The organism is Corallococcus sp. AS-1-12, from assembly GCF_020036995.1.
In the GTDB taxonomy this organism is placed as follows: Bacteria; Myxococcota; Myxococcia; order Myxococcales; family Myxococcaceae; genus Corallococcus.
This window is the reverse complement of sequence record NZ_JAIQDD010000006.1, coordinates 417335-434649: the sequence shown is the minus strand read 5'-3', so window position 1 is coordinate 434649 and position 17315 is coordinate 417335. Positions and strand designations below refer to the sequence as shown.

The window sequence follows — 17315 nt, the reverse complement described above, 5'->3', positions numbered from 1 at the left end:
ACGGGGCTGCGAAAGGAGGGGCGAAGGGGAGGGGACGGTGTGTCAGTCGCGAGAGGCGTGGCCGGAGCTGGGCTCCGACTCGATGTGGAACTCCACGCGCCGGTTGAGCTCACGGCCGGACGCGGTGCTGTTGGAGGCGACGGGGGCGTCGGGGCCGCGGCCGGCGGCCATCAGCCGGTCCGCCGGGACGCCGCGCGTCTCCAGGTGCTGGACGACCGCGGAGGCGCGCTGCTGGGACAGCGTGCGGTTGGTCTCCGGACGGCCGCGAGAGTCGGTGTGGCCCTCCACCAGGATGTGCTTCAGCTCCGGGTGGTTGATGAGCACCTTCGCCACCTGCTCCAGCAGCGGGAACGAGCGCGGCAGCACGCGCGCCTTGCCGGACGCGAAGTAGACCTTCTCGCGGATGTCCAGCCGGTCCTGGGTGATGACCACCAGTTGCTTCTGCTTCGCCGGGCAGCCCTGGTTCGCCGCGGGACCGGCCACCATCGGGCAGTTGTCCACCGCGTCCGCCACCGCGTCGCCGTCGTTGTCCACCTCCGGGCAGCCGTCCTCGTCGAGGAAGCCGTCGCGGTCCTCGGGGTCCACCGGGCAGTGGTCCTTGGCGTTGGCCACGCCGTCGCTGTCGTCATCCAGGTCCGGGCACTGCTCCAGCGAGTGGCTCTGGTTCGGGGCGCACACGTCCACCACCGCCACCGGAGGCGCCACGGGCGCGGGCTCCGGCGCCACGGCCGCCACCACCGGCGCGGGAGCGGGAGCCTCGGCGACGCGGGGGCGCATCACCGGCCGCTCCGCCTGGAGCGCGGACATGGACAGGCCGGCCATCACGCGGAAGGCGGGCGTGCCCGGCGCGGTGCCCAGGCCGGGGCCGCCCAGCGCGAACACCTCCATCCGCGACCCCAGCGAGTAGCGGCCTCCCGCCAGCAGCTCCAGGGGAACCGGGCTGTCCGTCAGCGGCACCGCGGAGCGCAGGCCCAGCTCGCCGCGCAGCTTCTGCCCCGTGGTGGCCACGGTGGCCGCCCAGGGCAGCTCCGATCCGACCGCGTTCGAGCCCACCGCCGTGCGGTCGCGCAGCCGGACGCCCGCCTCCAGCCCCAGCACCACCGGCCCCACCGTGCGGCCCGCGGACACACGCGGCGTCACGTCCCAGCCGCCGCTGCCCTGGAGCGAATCCTTGCTGCCCACGGGCAAACCCACCGCCAGCTCCGCCGCCAGCGACAGCGGCGCGGACGCCTCATCCAGCAGCCCCAGCCGGCCCTGCAGCACCGGCGTGCCCAGGCCCCACGACGAAGGCGACGTCATGCCCACGTTGGAGAACCCGCTCGTGCCCTGGTGGGCCATGAGGGGGAGGATGGCGCCCACCTCGAACCGCTTGTTCACCGTGTAGGTGCCCGCCAACTGCACCTGCGTGCGCGACCCGACGAGCGACTCCATGCGCTGGCCATCGCGGTAGAGCGTGAGCGGCGAGCGCTCGTGGTGCGCCGCCAGGGACAGGCGCAGCTCACCGGGCTCGCGCAGCCCGCCGGCCGCCGTGCCGAGCGCGGCGCGCGACGTGGGGTTGAGGCTCAGCCGCTCCAGGTCGAAGGCGGGGGCGGTGGAGGCGGCGGCGCTGGCCAGGGAGGGCAGCAGCGCCAGGGCGGACAACAGACACAGGGGGTTGGGCAGGGGCATGGGGATTCGGCTCATCTGGCTTTCGTGAGGTGGCGGACAGCAACGGCGCGACAGGGGACGAAAGCGGGACTGGCGAGTGGGGGATTTGTGAGGAGTTGATTTCGGGCTGTCGCGGTGAGGCGCGGACCCCGGGCAAAGCAAGCGCAATGCCGAGCCCGGCGCTGTTCCCCCATTCCCCGCAAATGGCATGAATTGCTGAGTTGTGTCTGGTTTCAGGGTGCTTGCTGTCCAACCTGACGGGGCGTCTTGTCTGGATTCAAGAACCAGATTCTGGAAACTGGACGGACGTCCCCGCCCGCCGGGCCGCGCGCCCCGGGCGGCACCGCCTCCACGGGCCGTGCTGGCGCGATTGGTGCTTGGGTGCCTTCGCACTTTTTTCCGCGGGACCCCGGAGCAGACACGTGATCCAGGAGCGCAAGCGAGGCCATGCCCTCTACGCACTCAACAGGGTGTTGGTGGTGGCCCGCTTCATGTCGTTGAAGGGGCATGACCCCCAGACGCTCGCGGCGGTGCTGGACGCGGCCGAGCGGCTCACCTGGTTGCTGGCCGCGCCCCAGGACGAGACGGCCCGTTACCGGCAGTGGCTCCAGGAGCTGTCCAGCCGTCACAGCCTGTGCCGCATCGTCCTCGAAAGGTTCGACTCGGACGTTCTGCCGCCGTCCTGGCTTGGAACGGTGTGAATCCGCCTTCGCTCCAGGCACGCTGCCGCCCATACCAGGAGCGAAGGGGACCATGGACATCATCCGCAACGACAAGCAGGGCGCGAAGGTGAAGCTGGATCGCATCCCCACGACGCCGCCGAAGAAGGCGGACAAGGATGCGGCCAAGGCGGAGTTCGACGCGCTGGGCGAGGAGCTGTTCGACCTGCAGGACCTGCTGTGGGGCGCGAAGATGAACTCCGTCCTCATCGTCCTGCAGGGGCGCGACACCGCCGGCAAGGACGGCACCATCAAGCACGTGGTGGGCAGCCTCAACCCACGCGGAGTGAGCGTCACCTCCTTCGGCGTGCCCAGCACGGAGGAGCGGGAGCACGACTTCCTCTGGCGCGTGCACCTCAAGGCCCCCCGGCAGGGCGAGTTCTCCATCTTCAACCGCTCCCACTACGAGGACGTGCTCGTGGCGCGGGTGAACCACCTGGTGCCGGAGCCGCTCTGGAGGTCGCGCTACCAGCACATCCGCGACTTCGAGACCCTGCTCTCCGAGCACGGCACCATCGTCCTCAAGTTCTTCCTCCACATCAGCCAGGAGGAGCAGGAGCAGCGGCTGCTGGCGCGCGAGGAGGAGCCGCGCAAGGCGTGGAAGATCGCCGCGGGCGACTGGGAGGACCGCAAGCACTGGGCGGACTACACGCGCGCCTATGAGGACGTCTTCGCTCGCACGTCCACCCAGCGTGCGCCCTGGCACCTGGTGCCCTCGGACGCCAAGTGGTACCGCAACCTCGTGGTGGCCCGCGCCGTGGCGGAGGCCCTGCGTCCCCACCGTGACGCCTGGCAGGCCCGGCTGGACGAGGTGGGCAAGCAGAAGAAGGCGGAGCTCCGCGCCTGGCGCAAGAAGCGCTGACGCACGGCCTCGCGCGTCATCCCTGACGCGAGGGGCCCACGCCGCGCGCGTGGGAAGCGCTGACCCGGCCATGACATGGGGATGGGACAACGCTCGCGGTCATCCGTCCCGGTGTGTCGCCGGGCGGTCACCGCTGGAGCCCTGTCCCCATGGAACGAACCGCGTCGCCATCGAGCAAGGACCTCATTGCCCGCACGCGTCCCTTCGCGGCCCAGGACACCGCGCGCTCCCTCTGGGCGCTCGGCTCCACCTACGCCGCGCTCGTGGGCGCGCTGGTGCTGGCGGCGGCCGCGCCCTGGTGGCCCCTGCGCATCGTGGGCGGCCTCATTGAAGCGCTGGTGCTCATCCGCTGCTTCATCCTCTTCCACGACGCCATGCACGGGGCGCTCCTGCCGAAGTCCCGGTGGGCCAGGGCGCTCTTCCAGGTGCAGGGGCTGCTCACGCTCACGCCCGCGCGCATCTGGAACGACACGCACAACCATCACCACGCCAACACCGCGCGCATCGCGGCGGACTCGGCGGGCACCTTCGTCACCTGGACCACGGACCAGTGGCGCAAGGCCACCGGCGCACAGCGCCTGGGCTACGTGGTGGAGCGCCACCCGGTGACGCAGGTGTTTGGTTACTTCACCGCGTTCCTCTACAGCCTGTGCCTCCAGCCGTTCGTGAAGAACCCGAAGCGCTACTGGACGTCCGGGCTCGCGCTGGGCGTGCACGTGGCCCTGTCCGCGGCCGTCTGGCACTTCTTCGGGCTGGGCGTCTACCTCACCGCCTTCGTGGGGCCGCTGTTCGCCGCGTACGCGCTGGGCACGTACCTGTTCTACGCGCAGCACAACTTCGACGACGTGGCCATCCTGCCGGAGGCGGCGTGGAACCACGCGGACGCGGCGCTGGAGGCCAGCAGCTACATGCGCTTCGGGCCGGTGATGGAGTGGTTCACGGGCAACATCGGCTACCACCACGTGCACCACCTCAACCCGCGCATCCCGTTCTACCGGCTGCCGGAGGCGATGGCGTCCATCCCGGAGCTCCAGGGGCCGCACGTCACCACGCTCACGCTGAAGGACATCGCCGGGTGCCTGCGGCTGAACCTGTGGGATCCGTCGCTGAAGCGGATGGTGCGCTACCGCGACGTGCGGGTGGCGCCGGGCACCTGAAGACGCACGGCGACGAACCTCGGCCCGGCGGGACCGTTCGGGGCCCGCCCGAGGGACCCACCGGGCCGGGGTGTCAAGGCTTCAAGAGCGCGTGCAGGGCGTTGGCGTGCGCCTCCTCGTCGGCGAGGAGATCCTCCAGGAGCCGCCGCGTGGTGGGGTCGCGCTCCGCGAAGTAGGGGATGAGGTCGCGGTACGACGCGATGGCGACGCGCTCCGCCTCCAGGTTCTCGCGCAGCAGCTCCACCAGCGTCCGCCCCTCGTCGTCCCGGGTGTCACCGCTGGACATGAGTCCTCCAAGGTTGAAGTCCGGCCGGCCGCCCAGTTGCTGGATGCGCTCGGCCAGCCGGAGCGCGTGGTCCTGTTCGTCGCGAGCGTGCAGGCCGAACGCGGCCCTCATCGCGTCGTGACAGGCGCCTCCCGCCAGCAGGGCATGGCGCGTGTAGCGCCGCACACAGACGACCTTGGTCGCCAGCGCGGCGTTGAGCAGCGTGACGCGGACCCCCAGGTCCCCCAGCTCGGTGTCGGACGGCTGCGGCTGCATGTCGGCCATGGAAGTGCCCCCGGGCGGCTGCGTGTCCGGAAGCTGGGGGGCCCGGGCGGCGCCGTCCATCCCACCTGCCCCCGCGTGCCGGGAGCGCCGCGCCTGTCCGTCCCGCCCCCCGACGCCTGCCTCCACGCCGGGCGGCGGGCGGGGAGGTTGTTCGCGAACATCCCTTGCGGCCTCCGGGGCGGAGCAGGGGGTTCGGGGTTAGTCTTCGCCAATGAGCTCGAGCCCATCCAGCCGGCCGTCCGTCGTCGTGGCGGAGCTGGGGCCCACGAACACCGGGAAGACCTACCGCGCCATCGAACGGATGCTCGAGCACGACTCCGGCATCATCGGCCTGCCGCTCCGCCTGCTCGCCCGTGAGGTCTACGACCGGGTGACCGCGAAGGTGGGCGAGGGCCGGGTCGCGCTGATGACGGGCGAGGAGAAGCGCGTTCCGCCCCGGCCCGACTACTGGATCTGCACCGTGGAGGCGATGCCGACCGACCGGGAGGTGGACTTCCTCGCGGTGGATGAGATCCAGCTCGCCGCGCACCGGGAGCGCGGGCACGTCTTCACGGACCGGCTGCTGCACGCGCGCGGGCGCAAGGAGACCTGGTTCCTGGGCGCGGACACCATGCGGCCCATGGTGCAGGCGCTGATTCCGCATGCGTCCATGAAGCGCGCCACGCGCCTGTCGCAGTTGCGCTACGCCGGGCGCCGCTCGCTGAAGAGCCTGCCGCCGCGCTCGGCGGTGGTCGCGTTCTCCGCGGACCGCGTCTACGAGCTGGCGGAGTCGCTGCGCCGCCTGCGGGGCGGGGTGGCGGTGGTGCTGGGCGCGCTGTCGCCCCGGACGCGCAACGCGCAGGTGGCCATGTATCAATCCGGCGAGGTTCAATACCTCGTGGCCACGGATGCCATTGGCATGGGGTTGAACCTGGACCTCAACCACGTGGCCTTCGCGACGCTCTCCAAGTACGACGGCGCCGAACAGCGCGACCTGTATCCGGACGAGCTGGCGCAGATCGCCGGCCGCGCGGGGCGCCACCTCAACGACGGGAGCTTCGGCGCGCTGAACACGTTGCCGGAGCTGCCGCCGCGCATCGTCTCCGCCATCGAATCCCACCGCTTCCCGGCGGTGCGCAGCCTCATCTGGCGCAACTCCTCGCTGGACTTCGCAAGCCCGGAGGCGCTGCTGGACTCCCTGTCGCGAGCGCCGAGAGACAGCGCCTTCGTCCGGGTGGAGCGCGCGGACGACTTCGACGCGCTCAAGGGGCTGTCGGCGGTGCCGGCCATCCGCGAGCTCACCACCGACAAGGCGTCCGTGGAGCTGTTGTGGCAGGTCTGCCAGGTCCCGGACTTCCGCAAGGGACTCTTCGGGCAGCACGTCGCGCTCTTGCGCGAGACCTTCCTCCAGCTCACGGCCGGGGACGGGAAGCTGGACCCCACCTGGCTGGGCCGGCAGGTGTCGCCGCTGGATGACGCCTCCGGGGACATCCACACGTTGATGGACCGGCTCGCGGCCATCCGCATCTGGACGTACATCAGCCATCGGCCGGGCTGGCTGAACGACGCGGAGGCCTGGCAGGAGCGCACGCGCCGCATCGAGGACGCGCTGGGGGATGCCCTGCATGAGCGGCTGGTGGAGCGCTTCGTGCAGCGGGCCGCGAGGCGGAGCGCGCGCCGCTTCGTGAGGGCCAGCGCGCAGCCGCAGGCCGGTGCCTCGGACAGTCCGTTCGCGAAGCTGGGGCAGTTGTTGACGGAGGTGCCGGGCGCGGAGGGCGGGCTGATGACGGAGGAGCAGTTCGTCCAGCGCGTGGTGGACGCGACGCACGACGCCTTCGACGTGGACGCGGCGGGGCGCATCTCGTTCGAAACACAGCCGCTGGCCCGGCTGGTGCGGGGGCGCGACCGGCGCTCGCCGCAGTTGGCGTTGGCGGAGCCGGAGGTGTGGACGGGCGGCGCGCGTCAGCGATTGGAGCGCCGGTTGGTGGCGCTGGCCAGGGACCTGGTCACGGAGGCGATGGGAGGCTTTCCGGCGGAGTCCTTCACGGGCGAGGGCCGCGCGCCGGCGATGCGGGGCGTGGCCTACCGGCTGGCGGAGGGGCTGGGCGTCATCTCCCAGGGAGAGGCGCGAGAGCAGTGGCGGCTCCTGGACGAGGCGTCGCGGGAGCGGCTGAAGGCGCAGGGCGTCCACGAGGGCCAGCGTTTCCTCTACGTCACCCAGGCCCTGTCACCGCAGGCCCTGGAGCGGCGGGCCATGTTGACGGCGCTGTTCCAGCAGGCGCCGTGTCCGCAGGGAATCCCGCAGGAGCCGGCGCTGAACGTCTCGGCGCTGGCCGGGCAGAGCGCGAGGGTCTTCGGCTACGAGGTCATCGGGCCGGTGGCGCTGCGCATCGACATCGTCGAGCGGCTGGCCGAGGGACTGCGGAACCCGCAGGGCGCGAAGCAGGTGCACGCGCTCATGCAGCAACTGCGATTGGACGGCGGCGTGCGGGCGCAGGTGCTGCGGGCGCTGGGAGGCCAGCCTCCAGGCGCTGCCTCGAAGCGGCGGCGCCGCAGGCGGGGACGGAAGCCATCGGCGACGGCGCCGGAGGCGGGAGGTGTCCGAGGTCGTGAGACGGCAGGCTCGGGCCGGCTCAACGACCGTCCGTGAAGCCCTGGGGCCTGCTCCGGCACCTCGCTGAACCGCGGAGGGGGGCCTGCCAGGGAGCAGGCCGGCGGCCCGGGAGGAGGGGAGGCGACGAATCCGCGCGGGGCCTGCCCTGATTCGCCTATACGCTGGCCCCGTCTCCCTCCCAGTCCGGTGGTCGTCCCATGAGCAGTGGTCGTGTCCTCTCGCCAGTCCTCCTCGTCGGTGCCGGAACGGGCGAAGCCACGTGCGGCATCCTCTACCTGGCGAGCTACCTGCGGCGTGGCGGGATTGAAGCCTTCGTGCGGCTGTGGGACGGGGATGAGAGCGCGGGAGAGGTGACGCAGTCCTTCGAGCGCCTCATCGCGCGCGTGCGCCCCAAGCTCATCGGCATCAGCCTGAAGTGGTTCCACCACGTGGACCGCGCGCTGCTCATCGCCCGAACCATCCGGAAGATCGACCCGTCCATCCGCATCGTCGTGGGCGGCAACTCCGCGTCGTACTGGTGGAAGGAGTTGAGCGCCTACGACTGCATCGACCACGTCATCCTGGGCGACGGCGAAGTCCCCCTGCTGGCGCTCTGCAACGGCGAAGAGGCCCCGCCCAACTGCGTGACGCGGCACCCGGATGGACGGCCCCGCAGGTTGCCGCTGGCGTACGTGCAGCGCGCTACCAACACGCAGGACGTCTACTACTCACACTTCAACGAGCTCTTCCTCAGCCAGATGGACGCGCACTCCTTCTCCGGCTGGGTCGCGCCCGGCAAGGGCTGCGGCGAGAACTGCCTCTATTGCGGCGGCGCTCGCGGCAACCAGAAGGCGGACTTCGGCCGCGCGAAGCCGTTCCTGCGCGCGGAAGAGAACGTGCGCCGCGACCATCAGGAGATCGCCAGCCGCACCTGGCAGATGCGCTACGACTTCGCGGGCAGCACGGCGGAGTTCCTCGGGAGCACCTGGGCCGGCGTGGACCTGTCGCGCCACTGCTGCACGTACTTCCTCTGGGGCGTGCCGCGCGTGGAGCTGGTCGCGGCGCTGGCGGAGACCTTCCAGCGCATCTACATGGTCATCGACATCGGCTGCTTCTCCGAACAGCAGCGGCTGGAGCAGATGTCCAAGGGCCTGCTCAAGCCCTGCGCGAAGGACCGCGAGCTGCTGGACGTCATCGAGTCCGTCCGCCGCCATCCCAACGTGGAGGTTGAAATCTCCGGCATCGGCGGCCTGCCGTTCATGAACCGGGAGCGGCTCGCGGAGGAGCTGCGGCTGGTGGAGCGCATCATCGGCCTGGACTGCGTGGTGGGCTACCAGCGGCTGGAGGCGCAGCCCGGAGCGCTCGTCACGGAGCACCCCGCGCGCTTCGACATGGTGACGGAGGCGAAGACGTTCGCGGAGTTCCTCGACTACTTCGAGCGGCGCGAGCCCGGTGACGTCTCCGTGCCGATGATCCGCTTCAAGGACAAGGAGCTGGAGGCCGCGGTGCAGCGCAACTCGGACCGGGTGGACGCCCTGGCCTGGAAGCACCGGGAGGCGAGGAAGCGCGTGGACCTCAACGGCCGCACGCGGCTCAAGAACACCGCGCCGTCGACGAAGCGCTTCACGCTGGGCGACTGGCTGGGAAGCCACCGGGCCCCCGCGAAGCTGGCGAAGGAGCCGGTGACGGTCCTGCGCTCGGTGGATGGAATCACCCTGAGCTGCGCGCCGTCCGTCAACCCGCGCAAGTTCACCGACCCCACGCTGACCCAGGGCGACGACGGCGCCATCCTCCTCGCCGCCCTGGCCGCCTTCGAGCAACCCACCACCGTCTCCAGCGCGGTGACACACCTGGGCACGAAGGCGAGGCTGGATCCGCACTCCGCCCGCGAGGTCATCGACCACCTGGTGGACGGACGCTTCCTCCAGCCGGCGTAGGCACGGTGGCTTCATGAGCCCTGTGCGCCGCTCACTCGGCCAGCGCACGGGGCGGATGCCCCGTGGGAGGCGTCATCGGCTGCGCGAGCGGAACCGGCTGTCCGGTGACCCGCGCGACCTCCGCGGGCTCCGGCCCCCGGTTCCAGTACCCCTCGCGAGCCACCACGTGCTCACCCACGGGCTGCGTCTGGCGCATCAGCTCCTGGACCTGTGACTCCGGAAGCAGGTGCGTCCCCACGTCGGGCCGCACGAAGTTGTTCGCGCTCACGAACGACCAGCTCAACCCGGTGCTGATGCCCGGCGGCGCCAGGGGCTGCCAGCCAACGAAGCCATTTCCCCAACGCCAGTCCACCCAGGCAGGGGCCCACTCGCTGTCGGGCCACCACACCCAACCCTCCGTCGGCGTGGTGAACCACCGGCCGTAGTGGAAGGGCGCCCAGCCCCACTCCGAGTCGCTCTCGAAGGTCCATCCCCAATCGCTGGAGACCCACTGCCCATCGGTGGAATACGGGGTGAAGCCCGCCCCCACCTCCTCCGGGTTGGGCCTCCAGACCCAACCGACATCCGGCAGGTTCATCCACGTGCCGTAGGGCGCCAGCACCTCCCGGAACTGGGACATGGGGTTGTCCAGGGGCGTCGAGCTCGACGTCACCTGCGGCCCGAATTCCTCCGGGCCCATGGCGCAGCCGCCGGCTGCCAGGATGGCAAGGACGCTGGTGCCGGTCCGAAGCCAGCGCACCCGGGGATGCCAGGAGGCCATGTCCGGTTCCTTTCGTGGGGGTCTCTGCCCTGCAAGGTGCGGACGCCTTCACGCAACTTCACGAGCCGTGCATGAGAAGGCGGCGTATGAACGCCTGCACGGAGGCTCCAATGGCAAACGCCAAGGCCATGCTGGGCAGCATGCTGGGCCGGTTTCTCTTCACTGAAGCGAAGGTGACCCAGGTTCGCGAGGTCTCTCGCGCCTTTCGACAGATTGACTGCGAGGGGCCCGCGCTGCGTGCGCAGGGATGGACCCCCGGCGACAAGGTGCAGGTGTTCCTGCCAGGGCTGGGGATGCGCACGTACACGCCGCTGTCCTGGGACGAAGCGCACGGGGCCACGGCCTTCCTGGTGTACCTGCACGGCGACAGCCCGGGAGCGAAGTGGGGCCGCGACGTGCGCACCGGCGACACGGTGCGGTTCTTCGGCCCCCGGCGCTCGGTGGCGCTGGAGTCCGGAGACGCGCCGGTGGTGCTCTTCGGTGACGAAACGTCCTTCGCGGTGGCGCACGCGCTCCGCACCGGAGCGAAGCGGGACGTCACCCCCATCTTCGAGGTCACCCGCCGCGAGGACTGCGCGCCCGCGCTGCGCGAGATGGGCTTCGAGGGCCAGGACGTGGAGCGCACGGCGGGCGACGCGCACCTGACGCAGGTCCACGAACGGCTGCGCGAAGCCCTGCGCGCGAAGCCCGGCGCGACGCTGGTGATGACGGGCCGGGCGCAGTCCATCCAGGCCCTGCGCTCGAAGCTGCGCGGTGACGGCGAGCGCGCCACGCCGAAGGTGAAGGCCTACTGGGCGGTGGGCAAGACCGGGCTCGACTGATTCAGGCCGGCGCGAACTGGAGGCCGCGCAGGAAGTCGTCGCGGTCCCGGGTGACGCCCGCGGGCCTGCGCTTGGACTTCTGCTTGAGGAAGCGCGAGGCGTCCTGGCGGCGGTAGCAGGTGAGGAGCCGGTCCTCGTCATTGAGGATGAGGATCCACCCGCGCGCCTGCCGCGCCAGGGACGAGTCCCGCAGCGCAACCGGCAGGTCGCGCTCGTGCACGGTGAGGTGCGTGGCACCACACGCCCGGGCGGGAGTGCCGAACTCGAGGATGAACGCGATGACCTCCTCGCGCAGCCTCCAGCGGGCACACTGCTCGACGAAGAGGCGGGTGAGGGAGAACACGGACGACGCGGGGCTCTGGCGCATGGCGGGCTATCTCCTTGCGCGCTTCCCAATACACACCGCGTTCCAACGCCCCGCCCACGCGATTCCGCGCACTTGCGCGGATCCCCCAGCGGCTTCGAAAGACATTCCGTCAATCTTGCCCGCGGCCCGTGTCACCCAGGCACAGGCCCTTCACGACGGCCGCCGTCCCCCACGCCGCGTGACGGCGCCGCTCACTCCCGGGATTGGACCCGTTGTGAAGAAAACCTTCACGGGCCCTTCGGCATTTTGACAGGCTCTCGGAGGGCGGGAACGGGGCAGCATCGCCCCTCCGGCCTCGCGACGCTGCGTGTAGGGTCGGACGACCACTGGCCGAAGGGATGGACGGGGCACGATGAATCTTCGCTCGAAGGCACTGGGAGCCGTGCTGGGCGCGGGGGCGGCGGGGCTGTCGCTGTCGCTCCTGTTCGGCGCGGGATGCGGAGGCCGCGCGGCGCATCCGGTGGTGATGCCGCCGCCCTCGGATCCACAAGTGCTCCGGCCGCCAGAGGCCTTCGCGGGCATCCGCGACAAGAAGGAGCGCTCGCGGGCGCTGTTCCTGGAGGCGAGCCGGGTGATGCTGCATCCCCGCTGCGTCAACTGCCACCCCGTGGGCGACAGTCCGCTCCAGGGTGAGAACAGCCAGGTCCATGATCCGCCGGTGGCCCGGGGCCCCGAGGACCAGGGCGTGCCGGGCCTGGAGTGCACCTCCTGCCACCAGGACCGCAACGCGCAGTTGGCGCGGGTCCCCGGCGCGCCCAAGTGGCACCTGGCGCCCAAGGTGATGTTCTGGGAGGGGCGCACGCCGCGCTCGCTGTGCGAACAGTTGAAGGATCCGGCGCGCAACGGCGGCAAGAGCCTGGCGGAGTTGATCGAGCACTCGGCGCATGACGCGCTGGTGGGCTGGGGCTGGAAGCCCGGCGCGGACCGGGTCCCGGCGCCGGGAACGCAGGCGGAGTTCGGGGCCCTGGTGGCCGCGTGGGTGAAGGACGGCGCGGAGTGCCCGCGCGAGGAGAGCCGACCGTGAGCATCCGTCTGCGAGTGAATGGAACCGAGCACGTGCTGGACGTGGATCCGGAGATGCCGCTGCTCTGGGCGCTGCGCGACGTGCTGACGTTGACGGGCACGAAGTACGGCTGCGGCCAGGCGCTCTGCGGCGCGTGCGTGGTGCACATCGACGGCGCGGCGGTGCGCTCGTGCGTGACGCCGGTGCGCCGCGCGGAGGGCCGCGAGGTGATGACCATTGAAGGCCTGTCGCCGGATGGCTCGCACCCGCTGCAGAAGGCGTGGGTGGACCTGGCGGTGCCGCAGTGTGGCTTCTGTCAGGCGGGGCAGATCATGACGGCGGCGGCGCTGCTGGCGAAGAAGCCGAAGCCCACCGACGCGGAGATCGATCAATCGCTGGCGGGCAACCTCTGCCGCTGCGGGACGTACACGCGCATCCGCACCGCCGTGAAGAAGGCGGCGGGACTGCCGACGGAGTGAGGGCCGCCACCATGCAAGACACGCGCATCCGTCTGTCGCGCCGTTCCGTACTCGAAGGAATGGGCCTCGTGGCCGCGGGCCTGGGGCTGGAGGTGTTCCTGCCCGCGAGGGCGCACGCCGCGCCCATGCCCACGTCCCTGCCGGAGGTGCCCTCCGGGGGCCTCCGGGCCAACGTCTTCGTGCACGTGGCGCCGGACGGCGTGGTGACCATCGTCTGCCACCGCTCGGAGATGGGGCAGGGCGTGCGCAGCTCGCTGCCGGTGCTCATCGCGGACGAGCTGGGCGCGGACATGGCCCACGTGAAGGTCGTCCAGGGCGACGGCGACGAGGCCTACGGCGACCAGAACACGGACGGCTCCAGCAGCGTGCGGAAGATCTTCGACGACCTGCGCTACGCGGGCGCGACGGTGCGCACGATGCTGGTGGCGGTGGCGGCGAAGCGCTGGAAGGTGGCGCCCACGGAGTGCGAGGCGCGCGACCACGCCGTGTTCCACAAGGGCACGCGGCGGACGTTCAAGTTCGGCGACCTGGCCAGTGACGCGGCGAAGCTGAAGGTGCCCGGGAAGGACGCGGTGACGCTGCGTCCGCGCGGCGAGCTCAAGCACCTGGGCAAGGAGCTGCCGCTCTTGGACGGGCCGGACATCGTGACGGGCCGCGCGGTGTTCGGCGCGGACGTCGTGTTGCCGGGGATGCGCACGGCGGTCATCGCGCGTCCGCCCGTGGCCGGAGGCAAGGTGGCCCGCTACGACGCGACGAAGACGCTGGCGGTGCCGGGCGTGCGGCAGGTGGTGGAGCTGCCGGCGGCGACGAAGCCCTTCCTGTTCCAGCCGCTGGGCGGGCTGGCGGTGGTGGCGGACCACACCTGGGCGGCGATGAAGGGCCGCGCGGTGCTGGACGTGACGTGGGAGGGCGGGGACAACGCCGGCTACGACTCGGCGGCGTACCGCGAGCAGTTGCTGGAGGTGATTGGCAAGCCGGGCAAGGTGGTGCGCAACGTCGGCGACGCGGAGGGCGCGCTGGCGAAGGCGGCGAAGCGGGTGCGGGCCACGTACAACACGCCGCACCTGGCGCACGCGCCCATGGAGCCGCCCGCGGCGGTGGCGAAGGTGGAGAACGGCACCTGCGAGGTGTGGGCCACGACGCAGAACCCGCAGGCCGCGCGCAGCGAGGTGGCGAAGGCGCTGGGCATCGACCCGTCGAAGGTGACGGTGCACGTGACGCTGTTGGGCGGCGGGTTCGGCCGCAAGTCGAAGCCGGACTACGTGGTGGAGGCGGCGCTCGTCGCGAAGGCGGTGGGCGCGCCGGTGCGCCTGCAGTGGACGCGCGAGGACGACGTGCGCCACGACTACTACCACTCCACGAGCGCGCAGCGGCTGGAGGCGGGCCTGGACGCGAGCGGCAAGGTGGTGGCGTGGCACCAGCGCATCGCGTTCCCGCCCATCGGCTCCACGTTCGCGGACGCGACGTTCGCGGGGGACGGCGAGATGGGGCAGGGCATCCTGGACCTGCCGCTGGCCATCCCCGACGTGCGGATGGAGAACTGCGAGGCCCGGGCGCACACGCGCATCGGCTGGCTGCGCTCCGTGGCGAACATCTACCACGCGTTCGCGGTGCAGAGCTTCATCGACGAGCTGGCGCACGAGCGCGGCGCGGATCCGCGGGACACGCTGCTGGAGGTGCTGGGGCCGTCGCGCATCGTGACGCCCAAGGACCTGGGCGTGGCGAAGGTGCCGAACTACGGCCAGTCCCTGGAAGAGCACCCGGTGGACACGGCGCGCCTGCGCAGGGTGATTGAGCGGGTGACGGGCCTGTCGCGTTGGGACGAGCGCAAGCGGGAGGGAAGGGCGCTGGGGCTGGCGGCGCACCGCAGCTTCCTGACGTACGTGGCGGTGGTGGTGTCGGTGGTGAAGGACGCGGACGAGCGCATCCGGGTGGACGAGGCGTGGATCGTCGCGGACGCGGGCACCATCGTGAACCTGGAGCGGGTCCGCGCGCAGATGGAGGGCGCGGTGGTGTTCGGCCTGAGCCTGGGGCTCTACGGCGCCATCACGATGAAGGACGGCGCCACGGTGGAGAGCAACTTCCGCGACTACCGCCTCGCGCGCATCGCGGAGACGCCCAGGCGCATCCACGTGGACATCATCCCCAGCGACGGCCGCCCCGGAGGCGTGGGAGAGCCCGGAGTGCCCCCCGTGGCGCCAGCCCTGGCCAACGCCGTGTTCGCGCTCACGGGGACGCGCGTGCGCGAGCTGCCGCTGGTGAAGACCGTGAAGGTGTGAGCATCACGGCACCCACAACGCGCCATCCGTCAGGGGGGCCTCGGAGCCGCCGCCCCCCATCCCTCCCCAGATGAAGAGGGCGCTGCCCGTCCACACGCCCACGTGCCCGGCGCGCGCGGAGGGGGCGCCTTGGGTGCGCAGCGGCGCCCACGTGTCCGTCTCCGGGTCGTAGGCCGCGCCGTCCGAGCAGACACCCCCGCTGGGGCCGCACTTCGATGACGCGCCACCCCAGATGATCATCTTCGAACCGGTCCACACCGCGATGTGTCCCGTGCGAGGCGAGGGCGCGCCCCTGGCGGAGATGGGGGACCACTTGCGGTACAGCGGATCGAACGCGGCGCCCTGCTCGCAATAGACCGGCGGGTCCTGTTGGGCATCGCCACAGCCGATCCCGCCCCAGATGATCATCTTCGAGCCGGTCCACACCGCCGTGTGCGCCCAGCGGCCCGTGGGCGCCCCTTCGGTCGGCATCTCCACCCAGTGGCCCGCGAAGGGGCCGTACATCGAGCCGTCCGCCAGGGCCACGTCCACGCCGCCGGCCCCATTTCCGTCTCCGCCCCAGTAGAGCACCTCCCCGGTGGTCTCGCCGCTCCACACCGCGGAGTGGTAGCGGCGCGCCACGGGGGCCTCGACGAAGTCCATGGTCGTCCAGCGGCCTGTATCGACGTGGTACCTGGCTCCGTCCCCGAACACGCGCCCCCGCTGGAGATCCTGGCCGCCCCACACCACCATCAGCTCTCCGGTCCAGGTGGCCGTGTGTCCGCCTCGCGCAGAGGGCGCGTACTGGGACGTGATGGCGCTCCAGGTGTCGGTGGCGGGATCGTAGGTCGCGCCGTCGCCACAGGGGCCCAGGGGGCTGCCACAGCCGAGCCCGCCCCAGACGATCATCTTCTCGCCGGTCCACACCGCCGAGTGCTGCGTGCGCGCGGACGGCGCCCCCTGCGCCGACAGGGGCGTCCAGGTCTTCGCCGCCAGATTGAAGCGGGCCCCGTCGCCGCAGACGCCGTTGACGGTGCAGCCGCCCAGCCCGCCCCAGAGCAGGACGTTCTGGCCATCGAAGACACTGGACACCTGGAGCCCCGTGCCCAGGGGCGCGCCCGAGGGCAGCGGCGTCCAGGTGCCCACCTCCTGCGCCTCCGGACCGGCCTGCTCCTGGGGACTGGAGCAGCAGACCAGGGTCACGAGGAGCAGGCCTGACGTCAGGCGCATCCGAAACGGCTTCACTGCGTCACGCTCCGAATGCGCCATCTCTCATTTCCTTCCCGTTACCAGGGGCGGGGGCTGCCGCAGGTGTAGCCCGGGCCGTTGATGAAGCGGGACGCGGCGCGGGCATTGGCATCCGACGCCGCAGTCTGCCTCACGCTCAGCGGAATCCACCACTGGGATTGATCCGCCACATCGCAGAGGAACTCCACCTGCACCTGGTTGGGCGAGTGGAACCGGCTCGCGGTGCCATTGTTCTCCCACATGGCACCAAAGACATACTTGGAGATGCCGTGGAAGTAGAAGTAGTCGCAGCCGTTGATGGTGCACGCGCCCTGCGGGCCGGGCCGGTGGCCGCCGGTGTTGCCGTTGTCGTAGCTGTACTTGTCGAAGTAGGCGTGCCAGCCCTCGTGCATGTAGTCACCGGCGCGCGAGCCCGGGTTGGAGTTGCTGACGGTGGGGTTGTAGAGCGGGCACGCGGTCTCCACGCGGTCCGTGTCCCACGGCCAGAAGCGCGGGGTGAAGGTCCCGAAGACGTCCGTGCGGTCGGTGACGCTGTGGTAGAGGCTGTCGTGGAAGTTGCTGCTGCGCGCCTCCGCCGTGGCCCGGTAGTCTTCGGTGCCGTGGAAGGACTGGTCCCAGTTGTCCAGCATGCCGTACGTCAGCAGGTAGGACGCGTTCCAGTGCTTGGGGTACTCCAGGTTGACGTTGCAGGCGTCATTCCAGCCGCGGTTGCTCCAGTCACCGGAGCGCAGGCCGTAGGCCTTGTACTGCCAGAGGAAGAAGTCCTGCCAGCAGCCGTGGGTGTTCCAGAGGTCCCGGTCCGCCTGGCTCGCGGCCGTCTGGGTGCAGACGGCGCCGGCTTCGGTGGCCAGACCGAAGGCCAGGACGGACGACATCAGGGCAATGCCTTGCTTGAGATTCATGGGCGTTCTCGCTCCTCAGGTCGTGAGGGAAGG

Annotated in this window: 15 protein-coding genes; 9 read left to right on the top strand and 6 right to left on the bottom strand. The window is 71.0% G+C overall.

Annotation, left to right across the window (positions count from 1 at the left end; all coding sequences use genetic code 11):
* Window positions 1–42: 42 nt before the first annotated feature.
* Window positions 43–1683, bottom strand: a complete 1641-nt coding sequence (locus tag K8556_RS13445; RefSeq protein WP_223740453.1) for an OmpA family protein — start codon at window positions 1681–1683, stop codon at window positions 43–45.
* Window positions 1684–2069: 386 nt separating this feature from the next.
* On the opposite strand from K8556_RS13445, the gene K8556_RS13440 reads away from it, so the two are divergent.
* From K8556_RS13440 to K8556_RS13430, 3 genes are all read left to right on the top strand, one after another.
* A complete protein-coding gene (locus tag K8556_RS13440; protein ID WP_223740452.1) occupies window positions 2070–2348 on the top strand; it encodes a hypothetical protein in 279 nt (92 codons plus the stop codon).
* A 52-nt stretch (window positions 2349–2400) separates the two neighbouring features.
* Window positions 2401–3228, top strand: a complete 828-nt coding sequence (locus K8556_RS13435) for a PPK2 family polyphosphate kinase (protein ID WP_223740451.1) — start codon at window positions 2401–2403, stop codon at window positions 3226–3228.
* Between the two features lie 149 nt (window positions 3229–3377).
* A complete protein-coding gene (locus K8556_RS13430; RefSeq protein ID WP_223740450.1) occupies window positions 3378–4385 on the top strand; it encodes a fatty acid desaturase in 1008 nt (335 codons plus the stop codon).
* A gap of 73 nt (window positions 4386–4458) precedes the next feature.
* Here the strand turns inward: K8556_RS13430 and K8556_RS13425 are convergent, their stop codons facing one another.
* Window positions 4459–4935 (bottom strand): bacterioferritin, encoded by a 477-nt coding sequence (locus tag K8556_RS13425; RefSeq protein WP_223740449.1) that lies wholly within the window; start codon window positions 4933–4935, stop codon window positions 4459–4461.
* Between the two features lie 211 nt (window positions 4936–5146).
* Between K8556_RS13425 and K8556_RS13420 the strand changes: the two genes are divergently transcribed.
* On the top strand, window positions 5147–7564 hold the full coding sequence (locus K8556_RS13420; protein WP_223740448.1) for a helicase-related protein: 2418 nt from the start codon (window positions 5147–5149) through the stop codon (window positions 7562–7564).
* A 161-nt stretch (window positions 7565–7725) separates the two neighbouring features.
* The gene (locus K8556_RS13415) at window positions 7726–9444 is read left to right on the top strand and encodes a radical SAM protein (RefSeq protein ID WP_223740447.1); all 1719 of its coding nucleotides are present in this window, start codon (window positions 7726–7728) and stop codon (window positions 9442–9444) included.
* A 31-nt stretch (window positions 9445–9475) separates the two neighbouring features.
* Here K8556_RS13415 and K8556_RS13410 read toward each other — a convergent pair whose 3' ends face one another.
* Window positions 9476–10204 carry a DUF6600 domain-containing protein gene (locus K8556_RS13410; RefSeq protein WP_223740446.1) on the bottom strand — a complete coding sequence of 243 codons (729 nt, stop codon included), beginning with the start codon at window positions 10202–10204 and terminating at the stop codon, window positions 9476–9478.
* Window positions 10205–10314: 110 nt separating this feature from the next.
* Here K8556_RS13410 and K8556_RS13405 point away from each other — a divergent pair, with 110 nt between their 5' ends.
* Window positions 10315–11025 carry a siderophore-interacting protein gene (locus tag K8556_RS13405; protein ID WP_223740445.1) on the top strand — a complete coding sequence of 237 codons (711 nt, stop codon included), beginning with the start codon at window positions 10315–10317 and terminating at the stop codon, window positions 11023–11025.
* A 1-nt stretch (window position 11026) separates the two neighbouring features.
* Here the strand turns inward: K8556_RS13405 and K8556_RS13400 are convergent, their stop codons facing one another.
* Window positions 11027–11392, bottom strand: coding sequence for a hypothetical protein (locus K8556_RS13400; RefSeq protein ID WP_014396503.1), 366 nt, complete (start codon window positions 11390–11392; stop codon window positions 11027–11029).
* 352 nt (window positions 11393–11744) lie between these two features.
* Here K8556_RS13400 and K8556_RS13395 point away from each other — a divergent pair, with 352 nt between their 5' ends.
* From K8556_RS13395 to K8556_RS13385, 3 genes are read left to right on the top strand one after another with little or no spacing between them, the layout of a single operon-like run.
* Window positions 11745–12416 carry an Isoquinoline 1-oxidoreductase subunit gene (locus K8556_RS13395; RefSeq protein ID WP_223740444.1) on the top strand — a complete coding sequence of 224 codons (672 nt, stop codon included), beginning with the start codon at window positions 11745–11747 and terminating at the stop codon, window positions 12414–12416.
* Window positions 12413–12874, top strand: coding sequence for a (2Fe-2S)-binding protein (locus K8556_RS13390; RefSeq protein WP_120523719.1), 462 nt, complete (start codon window positions 12413–12415; stop codon window positions 12872–12874). The genes K8556_RS13395 and K8556_RS13390 overlap by 4 nt, the downstream gene beginning before the upstream one ends.
* Before the next feature lie 11 nt (window positions 12875–12885).
* Window positions 12886–15153, top strand: coding sequence for a molybdopterin cofactor-binding domain-containing protein (locus K8556_RS13385; protein ID WP_223740443.1), 2268 nt, complete (start codon window positions 12886–12888; stop codon window positions 15151–15153).
* 3 nt (window positions 15154–15156) lie between these two features.
* On the opposite strand, the gene K8556_RS13380 is transcribed toward K8556_RS13385, so the two are convergent.
* Window positions 15157–16362 carry a hypothetical protein gene (locus K8556_RS13380; protein WP_223740442.1) on the bottom strand — a complete coding sequence of 402 codons (1206 nt, stop codon included), beginning with the start codon at window positions 16360–16362 and terminating at the stop codon, window positions 15157–15159.
* Between the two features lie 56 nt (window positions 16363–16418).
* Window positions 16419–17282: a hypothetical protein gene (locus K8556_RS13375; RefSeq protein WP_223740441.1), complete on the bottom strand. Its 864-nt coding sequence runs from the start codon at window positions 17280–17282 to the stop codon at window positions 16419–16421.
* Window positions 17283–17315: the final 33 nt, after the last annotated feature.

What these genes read in the sequence shown, in the direction of transcription:
- K8556_RS13445 (WP_223740453.1), bottom strand. Translation starts at nt 1,683, where the DNA reads ATGAGCCGAATCCCCATGCCCCTGCCCAACCCCCTGTGTCTGTTGTCC.
- K8556_RS13435 (WP_223740451.1), top strand. Translation starts at nt 2,401, where the DNA reads ATGGACATCATCCGCAACGACAAGCAGGGCGCGAAGGTGAAGCTGGAT.
- K8556_RS13430 (WP_223740450.1), top strand. Translation starts at nt 3,378, where the DNA reads ATGGAACGAACCGCGTCGCCATCGAGCAAGGACCTCATTGCCCGCACG.
- K8556_RS13425 (WP_223740449.1), bottom strand. Translation starts at nt 4,935, where the DNA reads ATGGCCGACATGCAGCCGCAGCCGTCCGACACCGAGCTGGGGGACCTG.
- K8556_RS13420 (WP_223740448.1), top strand. Translation starts at nt 5,147, where the DNA reads ATGAGCTCGAGCCCATCCAGCCGGCCGTCCGTCGTCGTGGCGGAGCTG.
- K8556_RS13415 (WP_223740447.1), top strand. Translation starts at nt 7,726, where the DNA reads ATGAGCAGTGGTCGTGTCCTCTCGCCAGTCCTCCTCGTCGGTGCCGGA.
- K8556_RS13410 (WP_223740446.1), bottom strand. Translation starts at nt 10,204, where the DNA reads ATGGCCTCCTGGCATCCCCGGGTGCGCTGGCTTCGGACCGGCACCAGC.
- K8556_RS13405 (WP_223740445.1), top strand. Translation starts at nt 10,315, where the DNA reads ATGGCAAACGCCAAGGCCATGCTGGGCAGCATGCTGGGCCGGTTTCTC.
- K8556_RS13400 (WP_014396503.1), bottom strand. Translation starts at nt 11,392, where the DNA reads ATGCGCCAGAGCCCCGCGTCGTCCGTGTTCTCCCTCACCCGCCTCTTC.
- K8556_RS13395 (WP_223740444.1), top strand. Translation starts at nt 11,745, where the DNA reads ATGAATCTTCGCTCGAAGGCACTGGGAGCCGTGCTGGGCGCGGGGGCG.
- K8556_RS13385 (WP_223740443.1), top strand. Translation starts at nt 12,886, where the DNA reads ATGCAAGACACGCGCATCCGTCTGTCGCGCCGTTCCGTACTCGAAGGA.
- K8556_RS13380 (WP_223740442.1), bottom strand. Translation starts at nt 16,362, where the DNA reads ATGCGCCTGACGTCAGGCCTGCTCCTCGTGACCCTGGTCTGCTGCTCC.
- K8556_RS13375 (WP_223740441.1), bottom strand. Translation starts at nt 17,282, where the DNA reads ATGAATCTCAAGCAAGGCATTGCCCTGATGTCGTCCGTCCTGGCCTTC.